Here is a 22,569-nt window from a genome sequence, read left to right on the forward strand (position 1 = left end):
TTTATATGAAAATAAATACAATTCCTAAGTGCGCGTTTCTTAATCGATGTTATAATGTTTTTAAATCATACTTTGAAAAAGCTTTCAAGTGCGTGATTGAAAACAAGGGGTGGTTATATCATGGCAGTAGCAGAAAGAAAAGAATGGTATCTTGAATATGAGATTACAATTAATCGTGCAGGATTACTTGGGGACATATCAAGTTTATTAGGTATGTTAGGAATTAGTATTGTTACAATTAATGGTGTTGATCAAGGCAAAAGGGGTTTACTTATCAAAACTGATAAACTAGAAAAAGTTGAACGTTTTGAACAAATAGTTAAAGAAATTAATGAAATTGACATTACCAAATTAAGAATACCAGAACTTAGAGATCGTCTTGCAGTTAGACATGGCAGATACATAGAACAAGATGCGGATGATAAAAAAACGTTTAAATTTGAGAGAGAAGATTTAGGTTTACTTGTAGACTTTTTGGCTGAACTTTTTAAAGAAGAAGGACATAAGTTAATAGGAATACGAGGTATGCCACGTGTAGGTAAGACAGAATCAATCGTGGCCGGAAGCGTATGTGCGCATAAAAGATGGCTGTTTATTAGTTCTACTTTAATTAAGCAGACAGTAAGAAGTTCTTTAATCAAAGGTGAATATGATTCAAATCATGTTTATATTATTGATGGTGCGGTGACAGCTCGTGAATCTAATCCTAAGCACCAAGATTTAGTTAGAGAAGTTATGACACTCCCTTCGATTAAAGTAGTTGAGCATCCAGATTTATTTGTAGAAGCGTGTAATTATAGTATGGAAGACTTTGACTATATCATTGAATTAAGAGAAAATGAGAATCAAGAAATACATTATGATGAAATGAAAAAACAGACGATTCAAAGTAAAAATAATTTAGATTTCGGTGATCCATTTGGTGGAGGATTTGGTTTCTTTGAATAGGTTTGAGGAGGGCTATGTGTGAAAACTGTTGGTGAAGCATTAAAAGGTAGACGTGAAAGGTTAGGTATGACTTTAAATGAACTTGAGCAACGAACACAACTTAAGCGTCAAACTCTGATACATATAGAGAATAATGATTTTGATTTATTAGCCAAAAAGGATTACACAGAGGGATTTATCCGTAAATATGCTAATGTAGTCAACATTGAACCTAATCAACTTATTGAGGCTCATCGTGACGAAATACCAAATAATCAGAATCAAATTGATGAATTAATTGCTGCTTTCTCGAACGGTGAAGCTCCCTCGTATCGAAGTAAGTCAAAAGAAACGATGCAATTGATAATGCTAATTGGTCTTATAGTAATAGTTTCTTTAATACTTTGGATTCTTGCAGTGTTAATTATATAAATAAAGTTTAAGAAATGAGGATTTATTATGAATATACCGAATCAGATTACGGTATTTAGAGTTATATTGATACCCGTTTTCATACTATTTGCGTTAGTAGATTTCGGATTTGGAAAGGTATCTTTTTTAGGCGGGTATCACATTAGAATTGAAATTTTAATAAGTGCAATTATTTTTATTCTTGCATCGTTAAGTGACTTTGCAGATGGATATTTAGCACGTAAATGGCAACTTGTTACAAATATGGGTAAATTTTTAGATCCATTAGCTGATAAACTTTTAGTAGCGAGTGCTCTTATTGTAATGGTGCAATTAGGTTTTACGAATTCAGTTGTAGCTATAATAATTATTGCACGAGAATTTGCGGTTACAGGCTTACGTTTATTACAAATTGAACAAGGATTTGTAAGTGCGGCGGGTCAACTAGGTAAAATTAAAACAGCAGTCACAATGGTTGCGATTATTTGGATACTACTAGGTGATCCACTCGTTCATTATATTCATTTTCCACTCGGTGTGACATTACTTTATATAGGAGTGTTCTTCACTATCCTTTCTGGCATTGAGTATTTTTATAAGGGTAGAGATGTATTTAAACAATCTAAATAATATATGAATTTACAAGACTAGGCTTTATAAAAGTAAGATTATAAAGTTTAGTCTTTTTTGAACTCTTTTTTTAGATTTATTAAATCAGAAAATATATAATGAATTTATTGCGAAAAAAGATGGTCAAAGGGGTGAAAGTTGATGAAAATATCTATAATTGCCGTAGGTTCTGAATTACTTTTAGGTCAAATAGCAAACACGAATGGTCAGTATTTATCCAAACTATTTAATAGTATTGGTAAAAACGTGGTTGAGCATACTGTAATTGGAGATAATCCGGAAAGATTGGAATACATTATCAGACAAGGATTTGAACGTTTTGATGCTCTTGTGTTAACAGGTGGGTTAGGACCTACTAAAGACGATTTAACTAAACATACTGTAGCTAAAGTTTTAGGTAAAGAATTAGTTACTGACGAGGCTTCTTTAGAATATATTGAGAGTTATTTCAAGGAGCAAGGACAAGAAATGACACCTAATAATAAACAACAAGCATTGGTTATTGATGGTTGCAAAGTATTACCAAATAAAACTGGTATGGCGCCGGGAATGTTAATTGAAAAGAATGATAAAAAGGTTGTGCTTTTACCAGGGCCTCCTAGTGAAATGAAGCCCATGGCAAAGAATGAGCTATTACCTTACTTACTAGATGACGATAGCGTCATTTTTTCAGAGTTATTAAGATTTGCCGGAATAGGTGAATCTAAAGTTGAGACGATACTCATGGATCTTATAGAAAATCAAACTAATCCAACTATAGCTCCTTTAGCTGGAACACATGAAGTTTATATTAGAATTACTGCCAATTCTGATTCAAAGAATGATTGCAAAAATCTTATTGCCCCCGTCAAGAGGGAAATACTCGACCGTATAGGTGATTATTACTATGGATCTGATGACATTACTCTTGAAGAGGCTGTGATCTCTAAAATAAATGAAACGTTTGCTATATATGATGGAGTAACAAATGGTGCTTTATATACAAGACTTAAAAATGTAGATCAAAATAATGTACTTAATGGATTGTTACCACACAATGGTTTATTTATAGACACTACAGATAGTATCCACGACCAATTATTTAATGCAGCGCAATATGTAAAAGATTTATACCAAACTGATTTGGGTATTGTTTTATTACATGAAAATGAAGACGTCTACTTAGCTATGTACGATGGAGAAGTATTAAACGTTGATACTTTTAAAATGACTCAAAGTAGAAATTTATTAAGAAGCAGAAGTCAAAATTATGCGATGATTAAATTATTAAAATGGTTTGAAAATCGATGATTATTCTTTTACTGTTTTAAAAATAAGTACGTTTGTTCGATTTTGTATCATTTATAATTATAATTACACGAACAAATATTCGCAAAATGCTTGTGTTTTGAATGGATAGCTTGTATAGTAAAGATAAGATATTAAAAAAGATTACTTTCGTAATTAGGAGGTCTCGCTTTGGATAACGAACGTCAAAAAGCTTTAGATACAGTTATAAAAAATATGGAGAAATCATTTGGTAAAGGTGCGGTTATGAAATTAGGCGACAATAAAGGTCGTAAAGTATCAAGCACATCAAGTGGTTCTGTAACAGTGGATAATGCCCTAGGTGTAGGTGGTTATCCTAAAGGAAGAATTATAGAAATTTATGGACCTGAGAGTTCAGGTAAAACAACAGTTGCTTTACATGCAATTGCAGAGGTTCAAAAAAACGGTGGAGTAGCTGCATTCATTGATGCTGAACACGCACTTGATCCTGTGTACGCTCAAGCTTTAGGCGTAGATATTGACAACTTATACTTATCTCAACCTGATCATGGGGAACAGGGACTTGAAATTGCTGAAGCATTTGTTCGAAGTGGTGCAGTTGATATTGTCGTGGTTGACTCAGTGGCAGCATTAACTCCTAAAGCTGAAATCGAAGGTGAAATGGGAGATACACATGTCGGTTTACAAGCAAGATTAATGTCTCAAGCTTTAAGAAAATTATCTGGTGCAATTTCTAAATCAAACACAACTGCAATCTTTATTAACCAAATTCGTGAAAAAGTTGGTGTGATGTTTGGTAACCCAGAAACTACACCAGGTGGACGTGCATTAAAATTCTATAGTTCTGTAAGATTAGAAGTAAGAAGAGCTGAACAATTAAAACAAGGCCAAGATATCGTAGGTAACAGAACTAAAATCAAAGTTGTTAAAAATAAAGTAGCACCTCCATTCAGAGTAGCTGAAGTAGATATTATGTACGGTCAAGGTATTTCTAAAGAAGGCGAATTAATTGACTTAGGTGTTGAAAACGACATCGTTGATAAATCTGGTGCTTGGTACTCTTATAATGGTGATCGAATGGGTCAAGGTAAAGAAAACGTTAAAACGTATTTAAAAGAAAACCCTCAAATTAAAGAAGAAATTGATCGTAAATTACGAGAAAAATTAGGTATATTCGATGGAGACGTTGAAGAAACAGACGCTGAAGAAGAAGCACCTAAAACTTTATTTGATGAAGAATAATTTTTATTCAAAAGCATATATGTAAGTTTGAAAATGGATGGCTTTTTGCTATCCATTTTTTTAGAGTAAACTTTCACAATAACTAAGGATTTTAAACGTAGGATAAGGATTTCATACCTTGACACTTCTCTGTCGAAAAACGTACAATTAGTGTGTATGATTCTTATATAATTTCATATAATCATATTGATTTTGATATACAGAGCAAACCCTAGATAAAGGAGGTGTTTATGTGAATTTATTAAGCCTCCTACTCATTTTGCTGGGGATAATTCTAGGCGTTGTTGTAGGGTATGTCGTTGCCCGAAATTTATTACACCAAAAACAAGTTCAAGCAAGACAAACTGCCGAAGATATTGTCACTTATGCTAATAAAGAAGCTGACAATATTAAAAAAGAAAAGTTACTTGAGGCAAAAGAAGAGAACCAAATTTTAAGAGAACAAACAGAAAGTGAACTGCGTGAAAGACGTGGGGAACTTCAAAGACAAGAAACCCGACTTCTTCAAAAAGAAGAGAACTTGGATCGAAAATCTGATCTTTTAGATAAAAAAGATGAGATTTTAGAACAAAAAGAATCAAAAATTGAAGAAAGACAACAACAAGTAGATGCAAAAGAGAGTAGTGTTCAAACATTAATAATGAAGCATGAACAAGAATTAGAACGCATCTCCGGTCTCACTCAAGAAGAAGCTGTAAATGAACAACTTCAACGAGTTGAAGAAGAACTGTCACAAGATATTGCAATACTTGTTAAAGAAAAAGAAAAAGAAGCGAAAGAAAAAGTAGATAAAACAGCAAAAGAATTACTTGCTACTACAGTACAGAGATTAGCAGCCGATCATACAACTGAATCAACTGTATCAGTTGTTAATTTACCTAATGATGAAATGAAAGGTCGTATCATAGGTAGAGAAGGTCGAAATATTCGTACATTAGAAACGCTTACTGGTATAGACTTGATTATTGATGATACTCCAGAAGCGGTTATTTTATCAGGCTTTGACCCAATTCGACGAGAAATAGCTAGAACAGCATTAGTTAACTTAGTTTCAGATGGTCGTATTCATCCTGGTCGTATTGAAGATATGGTTGAGAAAGCTAGAAAAGAAGTTGACGATATTATTAGAGATGCAGGTGAACAAGCTACATTTGAAATTAATGTTCATAACATGCATCCTGATCTAGTTAAAATACTTGGTCGATTAAATTATCGTACTAGTTATGGCCAAAATGTGCTTAAACATTCTATTGAAGTGGCGCACCTTTCAGGTATGTTAGCTGCAGAGTTAGGCGAAGACGTTACTCTTGCTAAGCGTGCAGGTTTACTTCATGATGTTGGTAAAGCTATTGACCATGAGGTTGAGGGAAGTCACGTAGAAATAGGTGTTGAATTAGCTAAGAAATATGGTGAGAATGAAACAGTAACTAATGCTATTCACTCACATCATGGTGATGTAGAGCCAACTTCTATTATTTCTATTTTAGTTGCGGCTGCAGATGCCTTATCAGCAGCAAGACCGGGTGCTCGTAAAGAGACACTTGAAAACTATATTAGAAGATTAGAAAGATTAGAAGCTTTATCTGAGAGCTATGATGGAGTTGAAAAAGCATTTGCAATTCAAGCAGGTAGAGAAATTCGTGTAGTTGTCTCACCTGAAGAAATTGATGATTTAAAATCATACAGATTGGCTAGAGATATCAAAGATCAAATCGAAGAAGAATTACAATATCCTGGTCACATCAAAGTGACAGTTGTTCGAGAGACTAGAGCAGTAGAATATGCAAAATAATTTTAGAGCCACTTACCGAGACATCGGTTAGTGGCTCTTATGCTTGAACGAAGATTCAAGTATGACAATGAAACTTACCGGTAAATCGGTTAGTGGCTCTTATGCTTGAATCAAAGATTCAAGTATGACAATGAAACTTACCGAGACATCGGTCAGTGGCTCTTATGCTTGAAACGAAGATTCAAGTATGACAATGAAACTTACCGGTAAATCGGTTAGTGGCTCTTATGCTTGAATCAAAGATTCAAGTATGACAATGAAACTTACCGAGACATCGGTTAGTGGCTCTTATGCTTGAAATGAAGATTCAAGTATGACGAAAGGGTTTGACATAAAATAAAAAATCAACATAATCAATTGATTATGTTGATTCCTAAAAACTTAGTTTTTAATAATTAGTTTCCAAATTATTTTAATTGTAGGTCTGCATCATTGATTTCTTTAATGATTTCAGCTGTATCGTAACAATTAGTAGCAATGTTTGAATATTTTTCAGCTAAACGGTAAGCATTAATATAGAGTGTTAAGCTTTCTTTAGCAATATCTTCTGGTTCATCAGATTTTGCTGGATTCGCGTTTACTACTAATTCTGCAAATTTTTCAGGATCAATATTAATAGACATGTATGATTTACAACTCCTAGAATTTTGTTAACTTCATATTAACATATTAAATAAATACAAAAAAGAAAAGTCTTTTAATATTCAGAATAATTAATTTGTACTGGATACTTTAATTATATGACGGTATCTATTAAACTGTTTATGAGAGGATGAACGATTTATGAGAATATTGTTTATTGGAGATATCGTTGGAAAAATCGGTAGAAAAGCAATTTCTACATATTTACCAAAAATAAAACAAAGTTATCGCCCTACAGTTTCCATTGTAAATGCTGAAAATGCAGCACATGGCAAAGGGTTAACAGAGAAGATTTATAAACAATTATTAAGAGAAGGCGTAGATTTCATGACTATGGGTAACCATACTTATGGTCAAAGAGAAATTTATGACTTTATCGATGATGCACATCGCATGGTTCGTCCGGCTAATTTTCCAGAAGAAGCGCCAGGAGTTGGAATGCGTTATATTCAAATTAATGAAATAAAATTAGCTATTATTAACCTACAAGGACGTTCATTTATGCAAGATATTGATGATCCCTTTAAAAAGGCGGATCAATTGATAGAAGAAGCAAGAAAAGTCACTCCTTACATCTTCGTCGACTTTCATGCAGAAACAACTTCTGAGAAAAATGCTATGGGTTGGTATTTAGATGGTAGAGTGAGTGCAATAGTTGGAACACATACTCACATTCAGACTTCTGATAATCGCGTCTTACCAAACGGGACTGGCTATATCACTGATGTGGGTATGACAGGATATTATGATGGAATTTTAGGTATCAATCGCGAAGAAGTGATTAATAGATTTATTACAAGTTTACCTCAAAGACACGTCGTACCAGATGAAGGGCGCAGTGTTTTATCTGGCGTCATTATTGATTTAGATAAAGAAGGTAAAACAACACAAATTGAAAGAATATTAATAAATGACGACAATCCTTTTCAGGGATAAACCCCTGTCTTGATAGTGTTTAAAGGTTATCGTCCATTAGTATGAATTTAATTTTGTACCACTGTTTACATAGTAAAACGGTGGTTTCTTTTGTTATTATTAAATATGAATTATATCCACAGGAGGCATGTGATATGAAATCACAACTATCATGGAAAGTGGGCGGACAACAAGGTGAAGGTATCGAATCTACTGGAGAAATCTTCGCTACTGCAATGAATAGGAAGGGATACTTTTTATATGGTTACAGACACTTTTCAAGTCGAATTAAAGGTGGTCATACTAACAATAAAATAAGAGTATCAACTACGCCTGTTCATGCCATTAGTGACGATTTAGATATCTTAATTGCATTCGATCAAGAAACGATTGAGTTAAATCATCATGAAATGAGAGAGGATAGTATTATAATTGCGGATTCTAAGGCTAAACCGACGAAACCAGAAGGCTGTAAAGCGCAACTTATAGATTTACCGTTTACAAGCACTGCTAAAGAACTTGGGACAGCACTGATGAAAAACATGGTGGCTATTGGAGCTACTTCAGCGCTTATGAATTTAGACACAACTACTTTTGAAGAATTAATTACGAACATGTTCTCTAAAAAGGGAGAAAAAGTAGTTGATATGAATATCGAAGCACTTAACGAAGGTTATCGTTTAATGAAAGAACACCTAAGTTCTATTCAGGGAGACTTTGAATTAGAAGCAATTAATGAAGATCCTCACTTGTATATGATAGGTAATGATGCAATTGGATTAGGAGCAATATCAGCAGGTTCTAAATTTATGGCTGCTTATCCTATTACTCCAGCATCTGAAATTATGGAGTATATGATTGCTAATCTTCCTAAAGTCGGTGGCACTGTTGTTCAAACGGAAGATGAAATTGCTGCAGCTACAATGGCTATAGGGTCTAATTATGCTGGTGTAAGAGGGTTTACAGCAAGTGCAGGTCCTGGTTTATCATTGATGATGGAATCAATTGGTTTATCAGGAATGACTGAAACACCATTCGTAGTCATCAACACTCAACGTGGCGGACCTTCAACAGGTTTACCTACTAAACAAGAACAATCAGATTTAATGCAAATGATATATGGTACACACGGTGATATTCCAAAAATTGTAGTTGCTCCAACTGATGCTGAAGATGCATTCTATCTTACAGTAGAGGCATTCAATTTAGCAGAGGAATATCAATGTCCTGTCATTATTTTAAGTGATCTACAACTTTCTTTAGGTAAACAAACAGTTAAGTCATTAGATTATAATAAGATTCAAATTAAACGCGGCGAATTACTTCAATCTGATATAGAACGTGAAGAAGATGATAAAGGCTACTTTAGAAGATATGCCTTAACAGGTAATGGAATTTCACCTCGTCCTATTCCGGGTGTAAAAGGTGGCATTCATCACATCACTGGTGTTGAACATAATGAAGAAGGTAAACCTAGTGAAGCGGCTTCTAATAGACAAGCACAAATGGAAAAACGTATGCGTAAAACAGAAAATCTAGTTATAGAAAAACCTATTGAATCTAATGAAAAATATGATGAGGCAGATTTATTATATATAGGTTTTATTTCTACCAAAGGTGCTATTAACGAAGGCGCAGAACGTTTGGAATCTCAAGGTATTAAAGTTAATACTATACAAATTCGTCAGTTACATCCATTCCCTAAAGATACGATTCAACATGCAATCGATAAAGCATCTAAAGTGATTGTAGCTGAACATAATTATCAAGGTCAGTTATCTAATATTTTAAAAATGAACACAAAAGTAGAAGAAAAATTAGTGAACCAAACTAAATATGATGGTACACCTTTCTTACCTCATGAAATTGAAGATAAAGGATTAGAGATAGTCAAGGAAATTAAGGAGTTGGTTTAATTGGCTACATTCAAAGATTTTAGAAATAATGTTAAGCCAAATTGGTGCCCAGGATGTGGAGATTTCTCAGTACAAGCGGCCATACAAAAAGCAGCTGCCAATGTAGGTTTGGAACCTGAAGAAGTTGCAATTATTACAGGCATTGGATGTTCTGGTAGATTATCAGGATACATTAATTCTTATGGTGTTCACGCTATACATGGTCGTGCCTTACCTTTAGCACAGGGTGTTAAAATGGCGAACAAAGATTTAACTGTTATTGCTTCAGGTGGCGATGGAGACGGTTATGCAATCGGTATGGGGCATACGATTCATGCATTAAGAAGAAACATGAATATGACATACATTGTCATGGATAATCAGATTTACGGTTTAACTAAAGGACAGACATCACCTTCTTCAGCAGTAGGTTTTGTAACTAAATCTACACCTAAAGGGAATATTGAGAAAAATGTAGCCCCATTAGAATTAGCTCTTTCATCAGGTGCTACATTTGTAGCACAAGGTTTTTCAAGTGATATTAAAGCATTAACTAAAATGATTGAGGATGCGATTAATCATGATGGATTTTCATTTGTTAATGTATTCTCACCTTGTGTAACATATAATAAAGTTAACACTTATGATTGGTTTAAAGAGCATTTAACTAGCATTGATGATATTGATGATTATGATAATTCAGATAAACAGTTAGCTATGCGAACAGTTTTAGAGCACGAATCGCTAGTTAAAGGTATTGTCTATCAAGATACTGAAACGCCTTCATACGAATCTCAAATTAATGAACTTGAAGATGAGGCTCTAGCTAAAAAAGATGTTCATATTACAGAAGATACGTTTAATGATTTGACAGCTCAATTTATATAATTTTTTGGTATCTGAGTGCCTACATGGGGTGCTCAGTTTTTTTATGATGAAAATCTATATTTTAATTCTTGATTAAAAATATTTAAATTGCGTAAATGACTTTTTAAATTATTTATTTTGGGAATATGCAAAATAAACAATCTTATTGGAGGTAGTCATGGATAGATTTAAATCAATGAAAGAATTAGAAAACGTAACTGTGGAAAATGAAGATTGGGAAATTGAAACAGATGATAAAGATAGTAATGTATCAATCTTAGCGATTCACGGTGGTGGTATTGAACCAGCTACGACTGAGTTAGCACAAGTGATTGCTGATAAAGGGAATTTTAATTATTTTTCTTTTAAGGGACTACGTAGTAAAGGCAATAATGAATTGCATGTTACATCTACAAATTACGATGACCCACAAGCTATTAAAATTGTTGAAAAAAGTGAAAGAGCGATAGCATTGCATGGTTGTAAAGGCGAAGATAGTGTAGCTTATCTTGGAGGCAATGATCAGCAACTTATTGATATATTAAGTGATACGTTATCAGATGTAGGTGTAAAGGTACAAGAAGCGCCGAATACGATGGCTGGGAAGCAAGATGAAAATATTATTAATTTAACTAAGAATAATGCTGGCGTTCAAATCGAGTTAACTTCAAGTCTTAGAAAAGAATTATTTGTGAATAACAAAAGTTCACGTAAAAGTCGTGAAGACCGAGATAACTGGGGTGACTTAATGTACGACTTTGCAGATGCAACAATTAAAGCACTACAACAAGTTTAGTCTTTAGCGTATACTTACTTTATGAATGTTAAAATATGAGTATATGATTGTATAAATAAAAGGAGTGATATTGTAGTGCAAGATACTTTAATGAGTGTACAAATAATTCCTAGAACTCCAAACAATGAAGATGTGATTCCTTATGTTGATGAGGCAATTAAAATTATTGATGAATCAGGAATGCATTATAGAGTAGGGCCATTGGAAACAACTGTTCAAGGAGAAATGAGTGAGTGTCTTATTCTAATTCAAAAACTTAATGAGAGAATGGTTGAATTAGAATGTCCAAGTATTATTAGCCAAGTTAAATTTTATCACGTCCCTGAAGGAATTGATATTGAGACATTAACTGGCAAATATGATGAAGAATAAACAAAGCATCACATAATAAACTAATGTTAAATTTTTTATAATAGGTTAGAGACAAATTAAGCTTAAAAGGTTTGATTTGTCTCTTTTTATATGTCATTTTTGAAAAATAAAACAAAACGTCTTTTTGCACTTTAACTTTAAATTTAATATAATGTAGTAATGATTATGGGCTTATAGAAAGGATTTTTCAAAGTGAATGAAGAACAAAGAAAAGCTGGTACGATAAACATTTTAGCTGAGCGTGATCGTAAAGCTGAAAAAGACTATAGCAAATACTTTGAACAAGTGTATCAACCACCTAGTTTAAAAGAAGCAAAAAAACGTGGGAAACAAGAAGTACAATATAATAGAGATTTTCATATTGATGAAAAGTATAAAAACATGGGTAACGGTCGTACTTTTTTAATTAAAACGTATGGTTGTCAAATGAATGCACATGATACTGAAGTTATGGCGGGGATATTAAAGGCTTTAGGTTATAGTGCGACAACTGATATTAATCAAGCAGATGTAATTTTAATTAATACTTGTGCTATTCGGGAAAATGCGGAAAACAAAGTTTTTAGTGAAATTGGAAATTTAAAACATCTTAAAAAAGAACGTCCTGATTGTCTAATCGGGGTATGTGGATGTATGTCTCAAGAAGAATCAGTAGTAAATAAAATTCTAAAATCTTATCAAAATGTAGATATGATATTTGGTACACATAACATCCATCACTTACCTGAAATTTTAGAAGAAGCGTATTTATCTAAAGCAATGGTAGTAGAAGTTTGGTCTAAAGAGGGAGATGTTATTGAAAATCTTCCTAAGGTAAGAGAAGGTAGTATAAAAGCTTGGGTTAATATCATGTATGGATGTGATAAATTCTGTACATATTGTATCGTACCTTTCACGAGAGGTAAGGAACGTAGCCGTCGCCCTGAAGATATTATTAATGAAGTAAGAGAATTAGCAAGAGAAGGCTATCAAGAAATTACTTTATTAGGTCAAAATGTAAATTCCTATGGTAAAGATATCGAAGATCTAGATTATGGACTTGGTGATTTACTAGAAGATATATCTAAGATTGATATACCAAGAGTAAGATTTACAACAAGTCACCCTTGGGACTTTACGGATCGTATGATTGAAGTTATAGCAAATGGTGGTAATATAGTTCCTCACATTCACCTACCAGTTCAATCAGGGAACAATGCCGTTTTAAAAATTATGGGTCGTAAATATACTCGTGAAAGCTATCTTGATTTAGTAAATAGAATAAAAACTGCAATTCCTAATATAGCGTTAACAACAGATATTATTGTAGGATATCCTAATGAAACTGAAGAACAATTTGAAGAAACGCTATCGTTATATGATGAAGTAGAATTTGAACATGCTTATACTTATCTATACTCTCAAAGAGATGGAACACCAGCTGCTAAAATGAAAGATAATGTGCCTACTGAAGTGAAAAAAGAACGATTACAAAGGTTAAATAAAAAAGTAGGTGAATACTCTCAAAAAGCTATGAGTAAATATGAAGGTAAAATCGTTACAGTATTGTGTGAAGGAGCAAGTAAAAAGGATGACACAGTATTAGCTGGTTACACTGATAAAAATAAACTAGTCAACTTTAAAGCTCCTAAAGAAATGATTGGAAAACTTGTTGATGTTAAAATCGATGAAGCAAAACAATATTCATTAAATGGAACATTTGTGAAAGAACATCAAAAGGCAATGGTGGTTCATTAAACAATGTATTCAAAAGAGGATATCTTAAAACATGCAGATATACTAGCGCAACGCATTAATGACCTAGATGTTGTAAAAGATTACCAATCGATTGAACAGCAAATCCATAATAATAAAACAATTGAAAGTAAGATGAAAAGTCTAAAAAATCAACAAAAACAATCTGTCAACTTTCAAAATTATGGGAAAGATACTGCCTTCCGACAATCTGAAAATCAAATTCATCATATTGAAGATGAAATAAATAATTTACCAATAGTCGAAGAATTTCGTTCTGCACAATACGATGCGAATGATTTATTACAAATGATGATCAAAACAATGGAAGATAGACTTAATGAACATAACAAACGAGAGCATAAGGAATAAAAGCTAATTGAGGAGTAAATGCTATGAAAATAAGGAATTTGACTATAACTGCATTTTTAATCGCAATCAACGTTGTATTAAGTAGTCTTATTGTAATACCTTTAGGACCTATAAAAGCAGCGCCTGTTCAACATTTTATTAATGTTTTATGCGCTGTGTTTGTAGGACCGTGGTATGGATTAGCTCAAGCGCTTATTTCTTCAATTTTAAGAATTAGTTTTGGAACAGGTAGTCCTTTTGCTTTCCCGGGTAGTATGATTGGAGTTCTCTTGTCTAGTCTATTCTACATGTATAGAAAACATATTTTCATGGCATCAGTTGGAGAAGTTTTAGGAACTGGTGTCATAGGAAGTTTAATGTGTATACCTTTAGCATGGTTTATGGGAATGGAAGACTTCTTTGTAAAACCATTAATGATAGCGTTTATGGTTTCAAGTGTAATTGGTTCTCTAATTAGCTATATAATACTTATTATTTTAAAAAGACGCGGGTTATTAGATAAATTTAAAAAGAAATAATTAATTATCATGTACGCTTTATTATTAAGGGATTAAATAAATGGGGTAACTCTGTTTAATTCGTATAATAGAGCGTGCTTTTTTATTCACTTTTTGATTAAGCGAGTTACATGTTTATATGTTAAAATGTATGAGTTAAAACAGTGCGTAAAAAATTTTAAAAAATAGAAAAATATTTATAAATAAGGGTTGTGAAAATAGAAATGGCGAATGTAACACCGATGATGCAACAATATTTAAAAATAAAATCAGAATATGATGATTGTTTATTATTTTTTAGACTCGGCGATTTCTATGAAATGTTCTTTGAAGATGCCAAAGAAGCCTCAAGAGTACTTGAAATCACCTTAACTAAAAGAGACGCTAAAAAAGAAAATCCAATCCCAATGTGTGGCGTACCTTATCATTCAGCAGATAGTTATATTGAAACCTTAATTAATAATGGGTATAAAGTAGCGATTTGTGAACAGATGGAAGACCCTAAACAAACAAAAGGCATGGTTAAAAGAGAAGTTGTAAGAATTGTCACTCCTGGTACAGTCATGGAACAAGGTGGCGTAGATGAAAAACAAAATAACTACATTCTTAGTTTTGTAAAAGATGAAGAAATAGCACTTAGTTATTGTGATGTTTCTACTGGAGAATTTAAGTCTACCCATTTTCAAGACGAAGCGACGTTATTAAATGAAATAACGACGATAAATCCTAATGAAATTGTTGTTAATGAAGCATTATCTGAAGAACTCAAACGCCAAATTAGTATGACTACAGAAACAATTACAGTACGTGAGACTCTATCAAATGAACAATACGAGACTAATAAGCTTGCTCATAATCTAATGTATAAATCTGCACAATTATTACTAGATTATATTCATCATACTCAAAAGAGAGACTTATCTCATATAGAAGAAGTTGTACAATATGCGGCTGTTGATTTCATGAAGATGGACTTCTATGCCAAACGTAATCTAGAACTAACAGAAAGTATTAGACTCAAATCTAAAAAGGGTACTTTACTTTGGTTGATGGATGAAACAAAAACACCAATGGGTGCTAGAAGATTAAAACAATGGGTAGATAGACCTTTAATTAGTAAAGACCAAATTAATGATCGATTAAATATAGTTGAAGAATTCATTAATCGTTTTATCGAAAGAGATACCTTACGTAATTATTTAAATCAAGTTTATGATATTGAAAGATTGGTAGGTAGAGTCAGTTATGGCAACGTGAATGCCAGAGATTTAATTCAGCTCAAGCACTCAATATCAGAAATTCCACATATTAAAGAATTACTTAATGAATTAGATGCTCAAACTACTACTCAATTTAGTGAACTTGAGCCGTTAGATGATCTTTTAGAACTATTAGAAGAAAGTTTAGTAGAAGAACCTCCAATTTCAGTTAAAGATGGTGGATTATTCAAGACAGGTTTCAATGAACAACTAGATGAATACTTAGAAGCTTCTAAGAACGGTAAAAATTGGTTAGCAGAATTACAGGCTAAGGAACGTGAGCGTACAGGTATCAAGTCTCTTAAGATAAGTTTTAATAAGGTTTTTGGTTATTTTATTGAAATCACACGTGCTAATTTGCAAGGATTTGAACCTAGCGATTATGGCTACAATCGCAAACAAACATTATCCAATGCAGAGCGTTTTATTACAGATGAATTGAAAGAAAAAGAAGATATCATTTTAGGTGCCGAAGATAAAGCGATTGAATTAGAGTATCAATTATTCGTTAAATTGCGTGAGCACATTAAAACTTACACTGAAAGGTTACAACAACAAGCTAAAATTATTTCTGAATTAGATTGTCTACAGAGTTTTGCTGAAATTGCGCAAAAATATAATTATGTAAGACCTTCTTTCAGTGATGATAAAACCTTACATTTAGAGAATTCGAGACATCCAGTGGTAGAGAGAGTTATGGATCATAACGATTATGTGCCGAACGATTGTAGTTTAAACAATGATACATTTATTTATCTCATAACCGGGCCAAATATGTCTGGTAAGTCAACTTACATGAGACAAGTAGCAATTATTAGCATTATGGCACAAATGGGAGCATACGTACCTTGTGATTCAGCTATATTACCTATATTTGATCAAATTTTCACTAGAATAGGTGCAGCTGACGACTTAGTTTCAGGTAAAAGTACATTTATGGTAGAGATGTTGGAAGCACAAAAAGCGTTAACTTATGCTACAGAAAATAGTTTAATTATTTTTGATGAAATTGGTAGAGGGACATCTACTTATGATGGACTTGCTTTAGCACAAGCCATGATTGAGTATGTAGCACAAACTTCTCATGCTAAAACATTATTTTCAACTCATTATCATGAATTAACTTCACTAGATCAAATGTTACCATGTTTAAAAAATGTACATGTAGCTGCTGATGAATATCAAGGAGAACTGATATTCTTGCATAAAGTTAAAGATGGAGCCGTCGATGATAGTTATGGTATACAAGTAGCTAAATTAGCTGATTTGCCAGAAGAAGTAATAAGTCGAGCTCAAGTAATACTAGATGAATTTGAACAAAAACCATCTAATCAAATTATGCCTAATGAATTACCAAATAATCATACAAATGATGAAAATGTAAAAAATGAGCATCACAATAGTGACGACAAATCAATGATCAAAGATTCATTTGAACAAGCTGCATTTGATTTATTTGATAATAGTGAAGAACAAAGTGAATTAGAATTAGAAATTAAAAATTTGAATTTATCCAATATGACGCCTATAGAAGCACTTGTGAAATTAAGTGAGTTACAGAATCAATTAAGATAGAGGTAGGTGTAAGAAATGGGAAAAATAAAAGAATTACAAACCTCATTAGCTAACAAAATTGCAGCCGGCGAAGTTGTAGAGAGACCCAGCTCTGTAGTTAAAGAATTATTGGAGAACGCGATTGATGCAAAATCCACCGAGATAAATATTGAAGTGGAACAATCAGGTATTTCTTCAATTAGAGTTGTTGATAACGGCACAGGTATTGAGCAAGATGATTTAAGTCTTGTCTTTCATAGACACGCAACAAGCAAATTAGATGTTGATGATGACTTATTCCATATTAGAACTTTAGGATTTCGTGGTGAGGCTTTAGCCAGTATTTCATCAGTATCTAAAGTGACATTAAAAACGTGTACAGATAATGAAAATGGCTTTGAAGTATATGCTGAAAATGGTGAGATCGTTAATCGTAAGCCAGCAAAAGCTAAAAAAGGTACAGACATATTAGTTGAATCCTTGTTCTATAATACACCAGCGCGCTTAAAATATATTAAAAGTCTTTATACAGAATTAGGGAAGATAACTGATATTGTTAATCGAATGGCGATGAGTCATCCTGATATTAGAATCTCTTTAGTGTCTGATGGCAAAACACTAATAAGCACGAACGGTTCAGGTCGCACGAATGAAGTGATGGCAGAGATATATGGAATGAGAGTTGCTAAAGATTTAGTACATATTTCAGGAGATACAAGTGATTATCATCTTGAAGGTTTCTTTGCAAAGCCTGAACATTCAAGAAGTAACAAGCATTATATTTCAATTTTTATTAATGGTAGATATATCAAGAATTTTATTCTTAACAAAGCTATTTTAGAAGGATACCATACATTATTAACTATAGGCAGATATCCAATTTGCTATATCAACATTGAAATGGATCCTATTTTAGTAGATGTTAATGTGCATCCAACTAAGTTAGAAGTTCGTTTATCAAAAGAGGACCAGTTATATGATTTAATAGTTGAAAAAATTAGAGAGGCCTTCAAAGATAGAATTCTAATACCTCAAAATGATTTAGACCGAACACCTAAAAAGAATAAAGTCCTTGAATCATTTGAACAACAAAAAATGGATTTCGAAAAACGAAATTCTGAAGTGACAAATGACGACTCAACAACCGCCCATCCTTCATCTAATAAGGACCATTACAATACTAATGATTCAGAAATTAGAGAAGGTATCAATAATTACCAAGATACAAATACTACTTTATCAAACCATGAAAATGAGAAAGGATTTACCTCTCATAATATACAACGTTCCGAAGAGGATAATTACTCTCAAGTTCAAAAAGACATACTTAATGATATGGAGGACGATTACCTTTTAAATACTGAATCAACCTCTAATAATGAAGAAGATATTAAAGGTACAGTGAGTCAAGATCCTAAGCGACGTGTACCATACATGGAAGTTGTGGGCCAAGTTCATGGAACATATATTATTGCTCAAAATGAAAATGGTATGTTTATGATAGATCAACATGCAGCGCAAGAGAGAATAAAGTATGAATATTTTAGAGATAAAATAGGAGAAGTATCTAACGAAGTTCAAAATTTACTTATACCTCTTACATTTCATTTCTCAAAAGATGAACAAATGATTATTGACCAGTATATAGATGAATTAGATAAAGTTGGAATACAGCTAGAGCATTTTGGTGGTCATGATTATATTGTAAATAGTTATCCAGTATGGTTTCCAAAAGCTGAAGCACAGGAAATAATTAAAGATATGATTGAGTTAGTTTTAGAAAATAAAAAAGTAGATGTGAAAAAGATAAGAGAAGATGCAGCGATTATGATGTCTTGTAAGAAATCTATTAAAGCTAATCATTATTTAAAAAATAATGAAATGTCAGATTTAATTGATCAACTAAGAGAAGCAGAAGATCCATTTACGTGTCCGCATGGTAGACCAATTATAATCAATTTTTCAAATTATGAATTAGAAAAACTATTTAAACGAGTGATGTAGAGGAGCTGTTATCTTGAAAGAAAATATTTTACCAGCTATTAGAAATATGAGAGATCTTGAAAGATTAACGAAGACGAACTATAAAGCTTGTGTATTGTTAGATATGCATATCGGCCATTTAAAAAGTATTATGGGGTTACTAAAGCAATATAATATAGAGTGTTATATTCATATCGATTTGATTAGAGGATTGAGCCATGATGAATTTGCTTGTGAATATATCATTCAACAATATCAACCAAAAGGTATCGTTTCTACAAAAACAAAAGTGATTAGGAAAGCTAAATCATTAAATACCTTAACGATATTTAGAGTGTTTATTATTGATAGTCAAGCACTTACTAGAAGTATAGAGTTAATTAAAAAAGTCGAACCAGATTTTGTCGAAGTATTACCAGGTATAGCTAGTAAAGCGATTAATCAAATTCAAAAAGAGACTACAACATCAGTTATTGCGGGCGGATTAATCAATGATGAAGCAGAAATTCAAGAAGCCATATCTAGTGGAGCTAAATATGTTACTACAAGCTATCAAAAGCTCTGGTAGTTACAAATTATGAGTTGTTTAAAGAATGATTTTCTTCTTTGAGCAACTCTTTTTTTATAAAAAATTATCAATAAAACTAAAGTATTTAATAAGTGTTTTGGTTATCAATAATATTTCATCACTATTTTTATAATTATAAATACTAATTATGACAATTATTTTACAAAGTTATTGACAACGCTTACAACACAATAGTAAAATTGTATCAAGTTTAAAAGTTAATAATAGAACAGAGACTGGGAGATTTCTACGAGCTTAATATCGCTATGGTAGGGGTCTCTCTGTTTTTTGGGAGGAATTTATATGAATGCTTATTTAGCAGAATTTTTAGGAACTGCGATTCTAATCCTTTTCGGGGGTGGCGTATGTGCAAACGTCAACTTGAAGAGAAGTGCAGGCAACAACGCTGACTGGATTGTTATCGCAGCGGGTTGGGGACTTGCCGTGTCAATGGGTGCCTACGCTGTTGGTAAATTCTCAGGTGCACATTTAAACCCAGCTGTAACTATAGCTCTTGCCATGGATGGCGGATTCAGTTGGGCTCAAGTACCAGGATATATCATTTGCCAGATGTTAGGTGGTATCGTTGGTGGTGCACTCGTTTGGTTAATGTATCTTCCACATTGGAAAGTCACTGAAGAACCTGACGTTAAATTAGGCGTGTTCTCTACAGCACCTGGTATCAAAAATTATTTCGCCAACTTTTTAAGTGAGATAATCGGTACAATGGCTTTAACTTTAGGTATTCTATTTATTGGTGTAAATAAAATTGCTGACGGATTAAACCCACTTATTGTTGGCGCTTTAATTGTAGCAATTGGTTTAAGTTTAGGAGGCTCTACTGGTTATGCAATTAACCCAGCTCGTGACTTAGGCCCACGTATTGCCCATGCAATATTGCCAATTGCAGGAAAGGGTAAATCTAATTGGTCATATGCTATAGTGCCTGTATTAGGTCCTATTGCAGGTGGTATGCTCGGTGCAGTCATTTACGAAGTATTTTATAAACAAACTTTTAATGTAAGTTGTGCCGTTGGAATTTTAGTAGTAGTAATCACTCTAGTATTAGGGTTGATATTAAATAAATCTTCAAAAAAAGGTGACATTGAATCAATTTACTAATAGTAACAATATATTAGATAATTATAATTATCGGGATTAAAATTTCTCAATTATGTGTATAGATATAATGGTTGATACTTTATAAATAGTTTTAAAATGTTAACTTTATAAAGCTTATTATTAATCACATCAAAAGGAGTCAAAACCTATGGAAAAATATATTTTATCAATCGATCAGGGAACAACAAGTTCACGTGCAATCTTATTTAATAAAGATGGAGAAATTAAAGGTGTTTCTCAACGTGAATTTAAACAACATTTTCCACACTCAGGTTGGGTAGAACATGATGCTAACGAAATTTGGACTTCAGTTCTTTCAGTAATGGCTGAAGTTATGAATGAAAATGATATTCAATCTGAACAAATTGAAGGTATCGGTATTACTAACCAACGTGAAACAACAGTGGTTTGGGATAAAAATACCGGACGACCAATTTATCACGCGATAGTTTGGCAATCACGTCAAACGCAAGATATTTGTACTGAATTAAAAGATCAAGGTTATGAAGAAACATTCAGAGATAAAACAGGTTTACTACTAGACCCTTATTTTGCAGGAACTAAAGTAAAATGGATTTTAGATAATGTTGATGGCGCAAGAGAGAAAGCAGAAAATGGAGACTTATTATTCGGAACTATTGATTCTTGGTTAGTTTGGAAGTTGTCAGGTAAAGCGGCTCATATCACTGACTATACGAATGCTAGTCGTACTTTAATGTTCAATATTCATGATTTAAAATGGGATGATGAACTATTAGACATTTTAGATGTTCCTAAACAAATGCTTCCTGAAGTTAAAGAATCAAGCGAAGTGTATGCTAAAACTATAGATTATCACTTCTTTGGTCAAGAAGTACCTATTGCCGGTATCGCTGGTGACCAACAAGCTGCATTATTTGGTCAAGCTTGTTTCGACCGTGGTGACGTTAAAAACACTTACGGTACAGGTGGCTTTATGTTAATGAACACTGGTGAAGAAGCGGTTAAATCAGAAAGTGGATTATTAACAACTATTGCATATGGTATTGACGGCAAAGTGAACTATGCGCTTGAAGGTTCAATCTTTGTTTCAGGTTCAGCTATCCAATGGTTACGTGATGGTTTGAGAATGATTAATTCTGCACCTCAAACTGAGAACTACGCTTCACGTGTGGACTCAACTGAAGGCGTTTATATGGTTCCAGCATTTGTAGGCTTAGGTACGCCTTATTGGGATTCTGATGCTAGAGGCGCATTCTTCGGATTAACTCGCGGTACTGAAAAGGAACACTTCATCCGTGCAACATTAGAATCACTATGCTATCAAACACGTGATGTTATGGAAGCAATGTCAAAAGATTCATCTATTGAAGTACAAAACTTACGTGTAGATGGTGGTGCAGTTAAAAATAACTTCCTAATGCAATTCCAAGCTGATATCGTTAATACAGCAGTTGAAAGACCTGAAATTCAAGAAACTACTGCTTTAGGTGCTGCATACTTAGCAGGTTTAGCTGTAGGATTCTGGGACGATAAAGAAGATATTAGAGAACGTTGGAAGCTTGAAACTGAATTTGAACCAAAAATGGAAGATGAACAACGCACTAAGTTATACAAAGGCTGGAAAAAAGCTGTTGAAGCAACTCAAGTATTCAAATTAGAAGATTAAGACAAATTTTTTAAAGGAAAAATGAGCAATAAATGGACTTGATTTTCTTAAATGTGATATACTTTATTTAAGTT

At 33.0% G+C, this 22,569-nt stretch carries 20 protein-coding genes; 19 read left to right on the plus strand and 1 reads right to left on the minus strand.

All coding sequences use genetic code 11. The features are described 5' to 3' along the window. Nucleotides 1-120 precede the first annotated feature (120 nt). The 6 genes from HMPREF2642_RS08730 (at nucleotide 121) to rny (ending at nucleotide 6,271) form a co-directional block, all read left to right on the plus strand. Entirely contained in the window at nucleotides 121-948 is an 828-nt protein-coding gene (locus HMPREF2642_RS08730; protein WP_002436330.1) for a YmfK family protein, read from the plus strand. Between the two features lie 18 nt (nucleotides 949-966). Continuing rightward, the gene (locus HMPREF2642_RS08735; RefSeq protein WP_030064815.1) at nucleotides 967-1,359 is read left to right on the plus strand and encodes a helix-turn-helix domain-containing protein; all 393 of its coding nucleotides are present in this window, start codon (nucleotides 967-969) and stop codon (nucleotides 1,357-1,359) included. 27 nt (nucleotides 1,360-1,386) lie between these two features. Beyond that, nucleotides 1,387-1,968, plus strand: coding sequence for a CDP-diacylglycerol--glycerol-3-phosphate 3-phosphatidyltransferase (pgsA, locus tag HMPREF2642_RS08740; RefSeq protein WP_002469863.1), 582 nt, complete (start codon nucleotides 1,387-1,389; stop codon nucleotides 1,966-1,968). Nucleotides 1,969-2,109: 141 nt separating this feature from the next. Continuing rightward, nucleotides 2,110-3,258 carry a CinA family nicotinamide mononucleotide deamidase-related protein gene (locus HMPREF2642_RS08745; RefSeq protein WP_030064817.1) on the plus strand — a complete coding sequence of 383 codons (1,149 nt, stop codon included), beginning with the start codon at nucleotides 2,110-2,112 and terminating at the stop codon, nucleotides 3,256-3,258. A 168-nt stretch (nucleotides 3,259-3,426) separates the two neighbouring features. Next, nucleotides 3,427-4,479 carry a recombinase RecA gene (gene recA, locus HMPREF2642_RS08750; RefSeq protein WP_002437037.1) on the plus strand — a complete coding sequence of 351 codons (1,053 nt, stop codon included), beginning with the start codon at nucleotides 3,427-3,429 and terminating at the stop codon, nucleotides 4,477-4,479. A gap of 232 nt (nucleotides 4,480-4,711) precedes the next feature. Continuing rightward, a complete protein-coding gene (rny, locus tag HMPREF2642_RS08755) occupies nucleotides 4,712-6,271 on the plus strand; it encodes a ribonuclease Y (protein ID WP_002469868.1) in 1,560 nt (519 codons plus the stop codon). Nucleotides 6,272-6,678: 407 nt separating this feature from the next. Here the strand turns inward: rny and HMPREF2642_RS08760 are convergent, their stop codons facing one another. Continuing rightward, nucleotides 6,679-6,894, minus strand: a complete 216-nt coding sequence (locus tag HMPREF2642_RS08760; RefSeq protein WP_002437019.1) for a hypothetical protein — start codon at nucleotides 6,892-6,894, stop codon at nucleotides 6,679-6,681. A gap of 160 nt (nucleotides 6,895-7,054) precedes the next feature. On the opposite strand from HMPREF2642_RS08760, the gene HMPREF2642_RS08765 reads away from it, so the two are divergent. The 13 genes from HMPREF2642_RS08765 (at nucleotide 7,055) to glpK (ending at nucleotide 22,495) form a co-directional block, all read left to right on the plus strand. Next, nucleotides 7,055-7,849, plus strand: coding sequence for a TIGR00282 family metallophosphoesterase (locus HMPREF2642_RS08765; protein WP_002437017.1), 795 nt, complete (start codon nucleotides 7,055-7,057; stop codon nucleotides 7,847-7,849). Between the two features lie 134 nt (nucleotides 7,850-7,983). Then, nucleotides 7,984-9,744, plus strand: coding sequence for a 2-oxoacid:acceptor oxidoreductase subunit alpha (locus tag HMPREF2642_RS08770; protein ID WP_030064821.1), 1,761 nt, complete (start codon nucleotides 7,984-7,986; stop codon nucleotides 9,742-9,744). After that, entirely contained in the window at nucleotides 9,745-10,611 is an 867-nt protein-coding gene (locus HMPREF2642_RS08775; RefSeq protein WP_030064823.1) for a 2-oxoacid:ferredoxin oxidoreductase subunit beta, read from the plus strand. A 157-nt stretch (nucleotides 10,612-10,768) separates the two neighbouring features. Beyond that, nucleotides 10,769-11,386, plus strand: coding sequence for a poly-gamma-glutamate hydrolase family protein (locus HMPREF2642_RS08780; protein WP_070597787.1), 618 nt, complete (start codon nucleotides 10,769-10,771; stop codon nucleotides 11,384-11,386). Between the two features lie 75 nt (nucleotides 11,387-11,461). Continuing rightward, nucleotides 11,462-11,758 carry a thiamine-binding protein gene (locus HMPREF2642_RS08785; protein WP_030064827.1) on the plus strand — a complete coding sequence of 99 codons (297 nt, stop codon included), beginning with the start codon at nucleotides 11,462-11,464 and terminating at the stop codon, nucleotides 11,756-11,758. Between the two features lie 192 nt (nucleotides 11,759-11,950). Then, entirely contained in the window at nucleotides 11,951-13,495 is a 1,545-nt protein-coding gene (gene miaB, locus HMPREF2642_RS08790) for a tRNA (N6-isopentenyl adenosine(37)-C2)-methylthiotransferase MiaB (protein WP_023350367.1), read from the plus strand. Nucleotides 13,496-13,498: 3 nt separating this feature from the next. Continuing rightward, nucleotides 13,499-13,864, plus strand: coding sequence for a YlbF/YmcA family competence regulator (locus HMPREF2642_RS08795; RefSeq protein ID WP_023350366.1), 366 nt, complete (start codon nucleotides 13,499-13,501; stop codon nucleotides 13,862-13,864). Between the two features lie 23 nt (nucleotides 13,865-13,887). After that, nucleotides 13,888-14,382 carry an energy coupling factor transporter S component ThiW gene (gene thiW, locus HMPREF2642_RS08800; RefSeq protein ID WP_002437014.1) on the plus strand — a complete coding sequence of 165 codons (495 nt, stop codon included), beginning with the start codon at nucleotides 13,888-13,890 and terminating at the stop codon, nucleotides 14,380-14,382. 203 nt (nucleotides 14,383-14,585) lie between these two features. Next, nucleotides 14,586-17,195, plus strand: coding sequence for a DNA mismatch repair protein MutS (mutS, locus tag HMPREF2642_RS08805; protein ID WP_030064830.1), 2,610 nt, complete (start codon nucleotides 14,586-14,588; stop codon nucleotides 17,193-17,195). Between the two features lie 15 nt (nucleotides 17,196-17,210). Continuing rightward, nucleotides 17,211-19,178 (plus strand): DNA mismatch repair endonuclease MutL, encoded by a 1,968-nt coding sequence (gene mutL / locus HMPREF2642_RS08810; RefSeq protein WP_030064832.1) that lies wholly within the window; start codon nucleotides 17,211-17,213, stop codon nucleotides 19,176-19,178. Between the two features lie 13 nt (nucleotides 19,179-19,191). After that, nucleotides 19,192-19,725 carry a glycerol-3-phosphate responsive antiterminator gene (locus tag HMPREF2642_RS08815; RefSeq protein ID WP_070597788.1) on the plus strand — a complete coding sequence of 178 codons (534 nt, stop codon included), beginning with the start codon at nucleotides 19,192-19,194 and terminating at the stop codon, nucleotides 19,723-19,725. A 303-nt stretch (nucleotides 19,726-20,028) separates the two neighbouring features. Continuing rightward, nucleotides 20,029-20,847: an MIP/aquaporin family protein gene (locus tag HMPREF2642_RS08820; RefSeq protein WP_070597789.1), complete on the plus strand. Its 819-nt coding sequence runs from the start codon at nucleotides 20,029-20,031 to the stop codon at nucleotides 20,845-20,847. A 148-nt stretch (nucleotides 20,848-20,995) separates the two neighbouring features. Then, on the plus strand, nucleotides 20,996-22,495 hold the full coding sequence (gene glpK / locus HMPREF2642_RS08825; RefSeq protein WP_002433942.1) for a glycerol kinase GlpK: 1,500 nt from the start codon (nucleotides 20,996-20,998) through the stop codon (nucleotides 22,493-22,495). The last annotated feature ends 74 nt before the right edge of the window (nucleotides 22,496-22,569 follow it).

The sequence above is a fragment of the Staphylococcus sp. HMSC055A09 genome (genome assembly GCF_001809655.1).
In the GTDB taxonomy this organism is placed as follows: Bacteria; Bacillota; Bacilli; order Staphylococcales; family Staphylococcaceae; genus Staphylococcus; species Staphylococcus capitis.

What these genes read in the sequence shown, in the direction of transcription:
- thiW (WP_002437014.1), top strand. Translation starts at nt 13,888, where the DNA reads ATGAAAATAAGGAATTTGACTATAACTGCATTTTTAATCGCAATCAAC.
- HMPREF2642_RS08780 (WP_070597787.1), top strand. Translation starts at nt 10,769, where the DNA reads ATGGATAGATTTAAATCAATGAAAGAATTAGAAAACGTAACTGTGGAA.
- HMPREF2642_RS08770 (WP_030064821.1), top strand. Translation starts at nt 7,984, where the DNA reads ATGAAATCACAACTATCATGGAAAGTGGGCGGACAACAAGGTGAAGGT.
- HMPREF2642_RS08765 (WP_002437017.1), top strand. Translation starts at nt 7,055, where the DNA reads ATGAGAATATTGTTTATTGGAGATATCGTTGGAAAAATCGGTAGAAAA.
- mutL (WP_030064832.1), top strand. Translation starts at nt 17,211, where the DNA reads ATGGGAAAAATAAAAGAATTACAAACCTCATTAGCTAACAAAATTGCA.
- HMPREF2642_RS08795 (WP_023350366.1), top strand. Translation starts at nt 13,499, where the DNA reads ATGTATTCAAAAGAGGATATCTTAAAACATGCAGATATACTAGCGCAA.
- HMPREF2642_RS08820 (WP_070597789.1), top strand. Translation starts at nt 20,029, where the DNA reads ATGAATGCTTATTTAGCAGAATTTTTAGGAACTGCGATTCTAATCCTT.
- HMPREF2642_RS08730 (WP_002436330.1), top strand. Translation starts at nt 121, where the DNA reads ATGGCAGTAGCAGAAAGAAAAGAATGGTATCTTGAATATGAGATTACA.
- HMPREF2642_RS08745 (WP_030064817.1), top strand. Translation starts at nt 2,110, where the DNA reads ATGAAAATATCTATAATTGCCGTAGGTTCTGAATTACTTTTAGGTCAA.
- pgsA (WP_002469863.1), top strand. Translation starts at nt 1,387, where the DNA reads ATGAATATACCGAATCAGATTACGGTATTTAGAGTTATATTGATACCC.
- HMPREF2642_RS08760 (WP_002437019.1), bottom strand. Translation starts at nt 6,894, where the DNA reads ATGTCTATTAATATTGATCCTGAAAAATTTGCAGAATTAGTAGTAAAC.
- glpK (WP_002433942.1), top strand. Translation starts at nt 20,996, where the DNA reads ATGGAAAAATATATTTTATCAATCGATCAGGGAACAACAAGTTCACGT.
- mutS (WP_030064830.1), top strand. Translation starts at nt 14,586, where the DNA reads ATGGCGAATGTAACACCGATGATGCAACAATATTTAAAAATAAAATCA.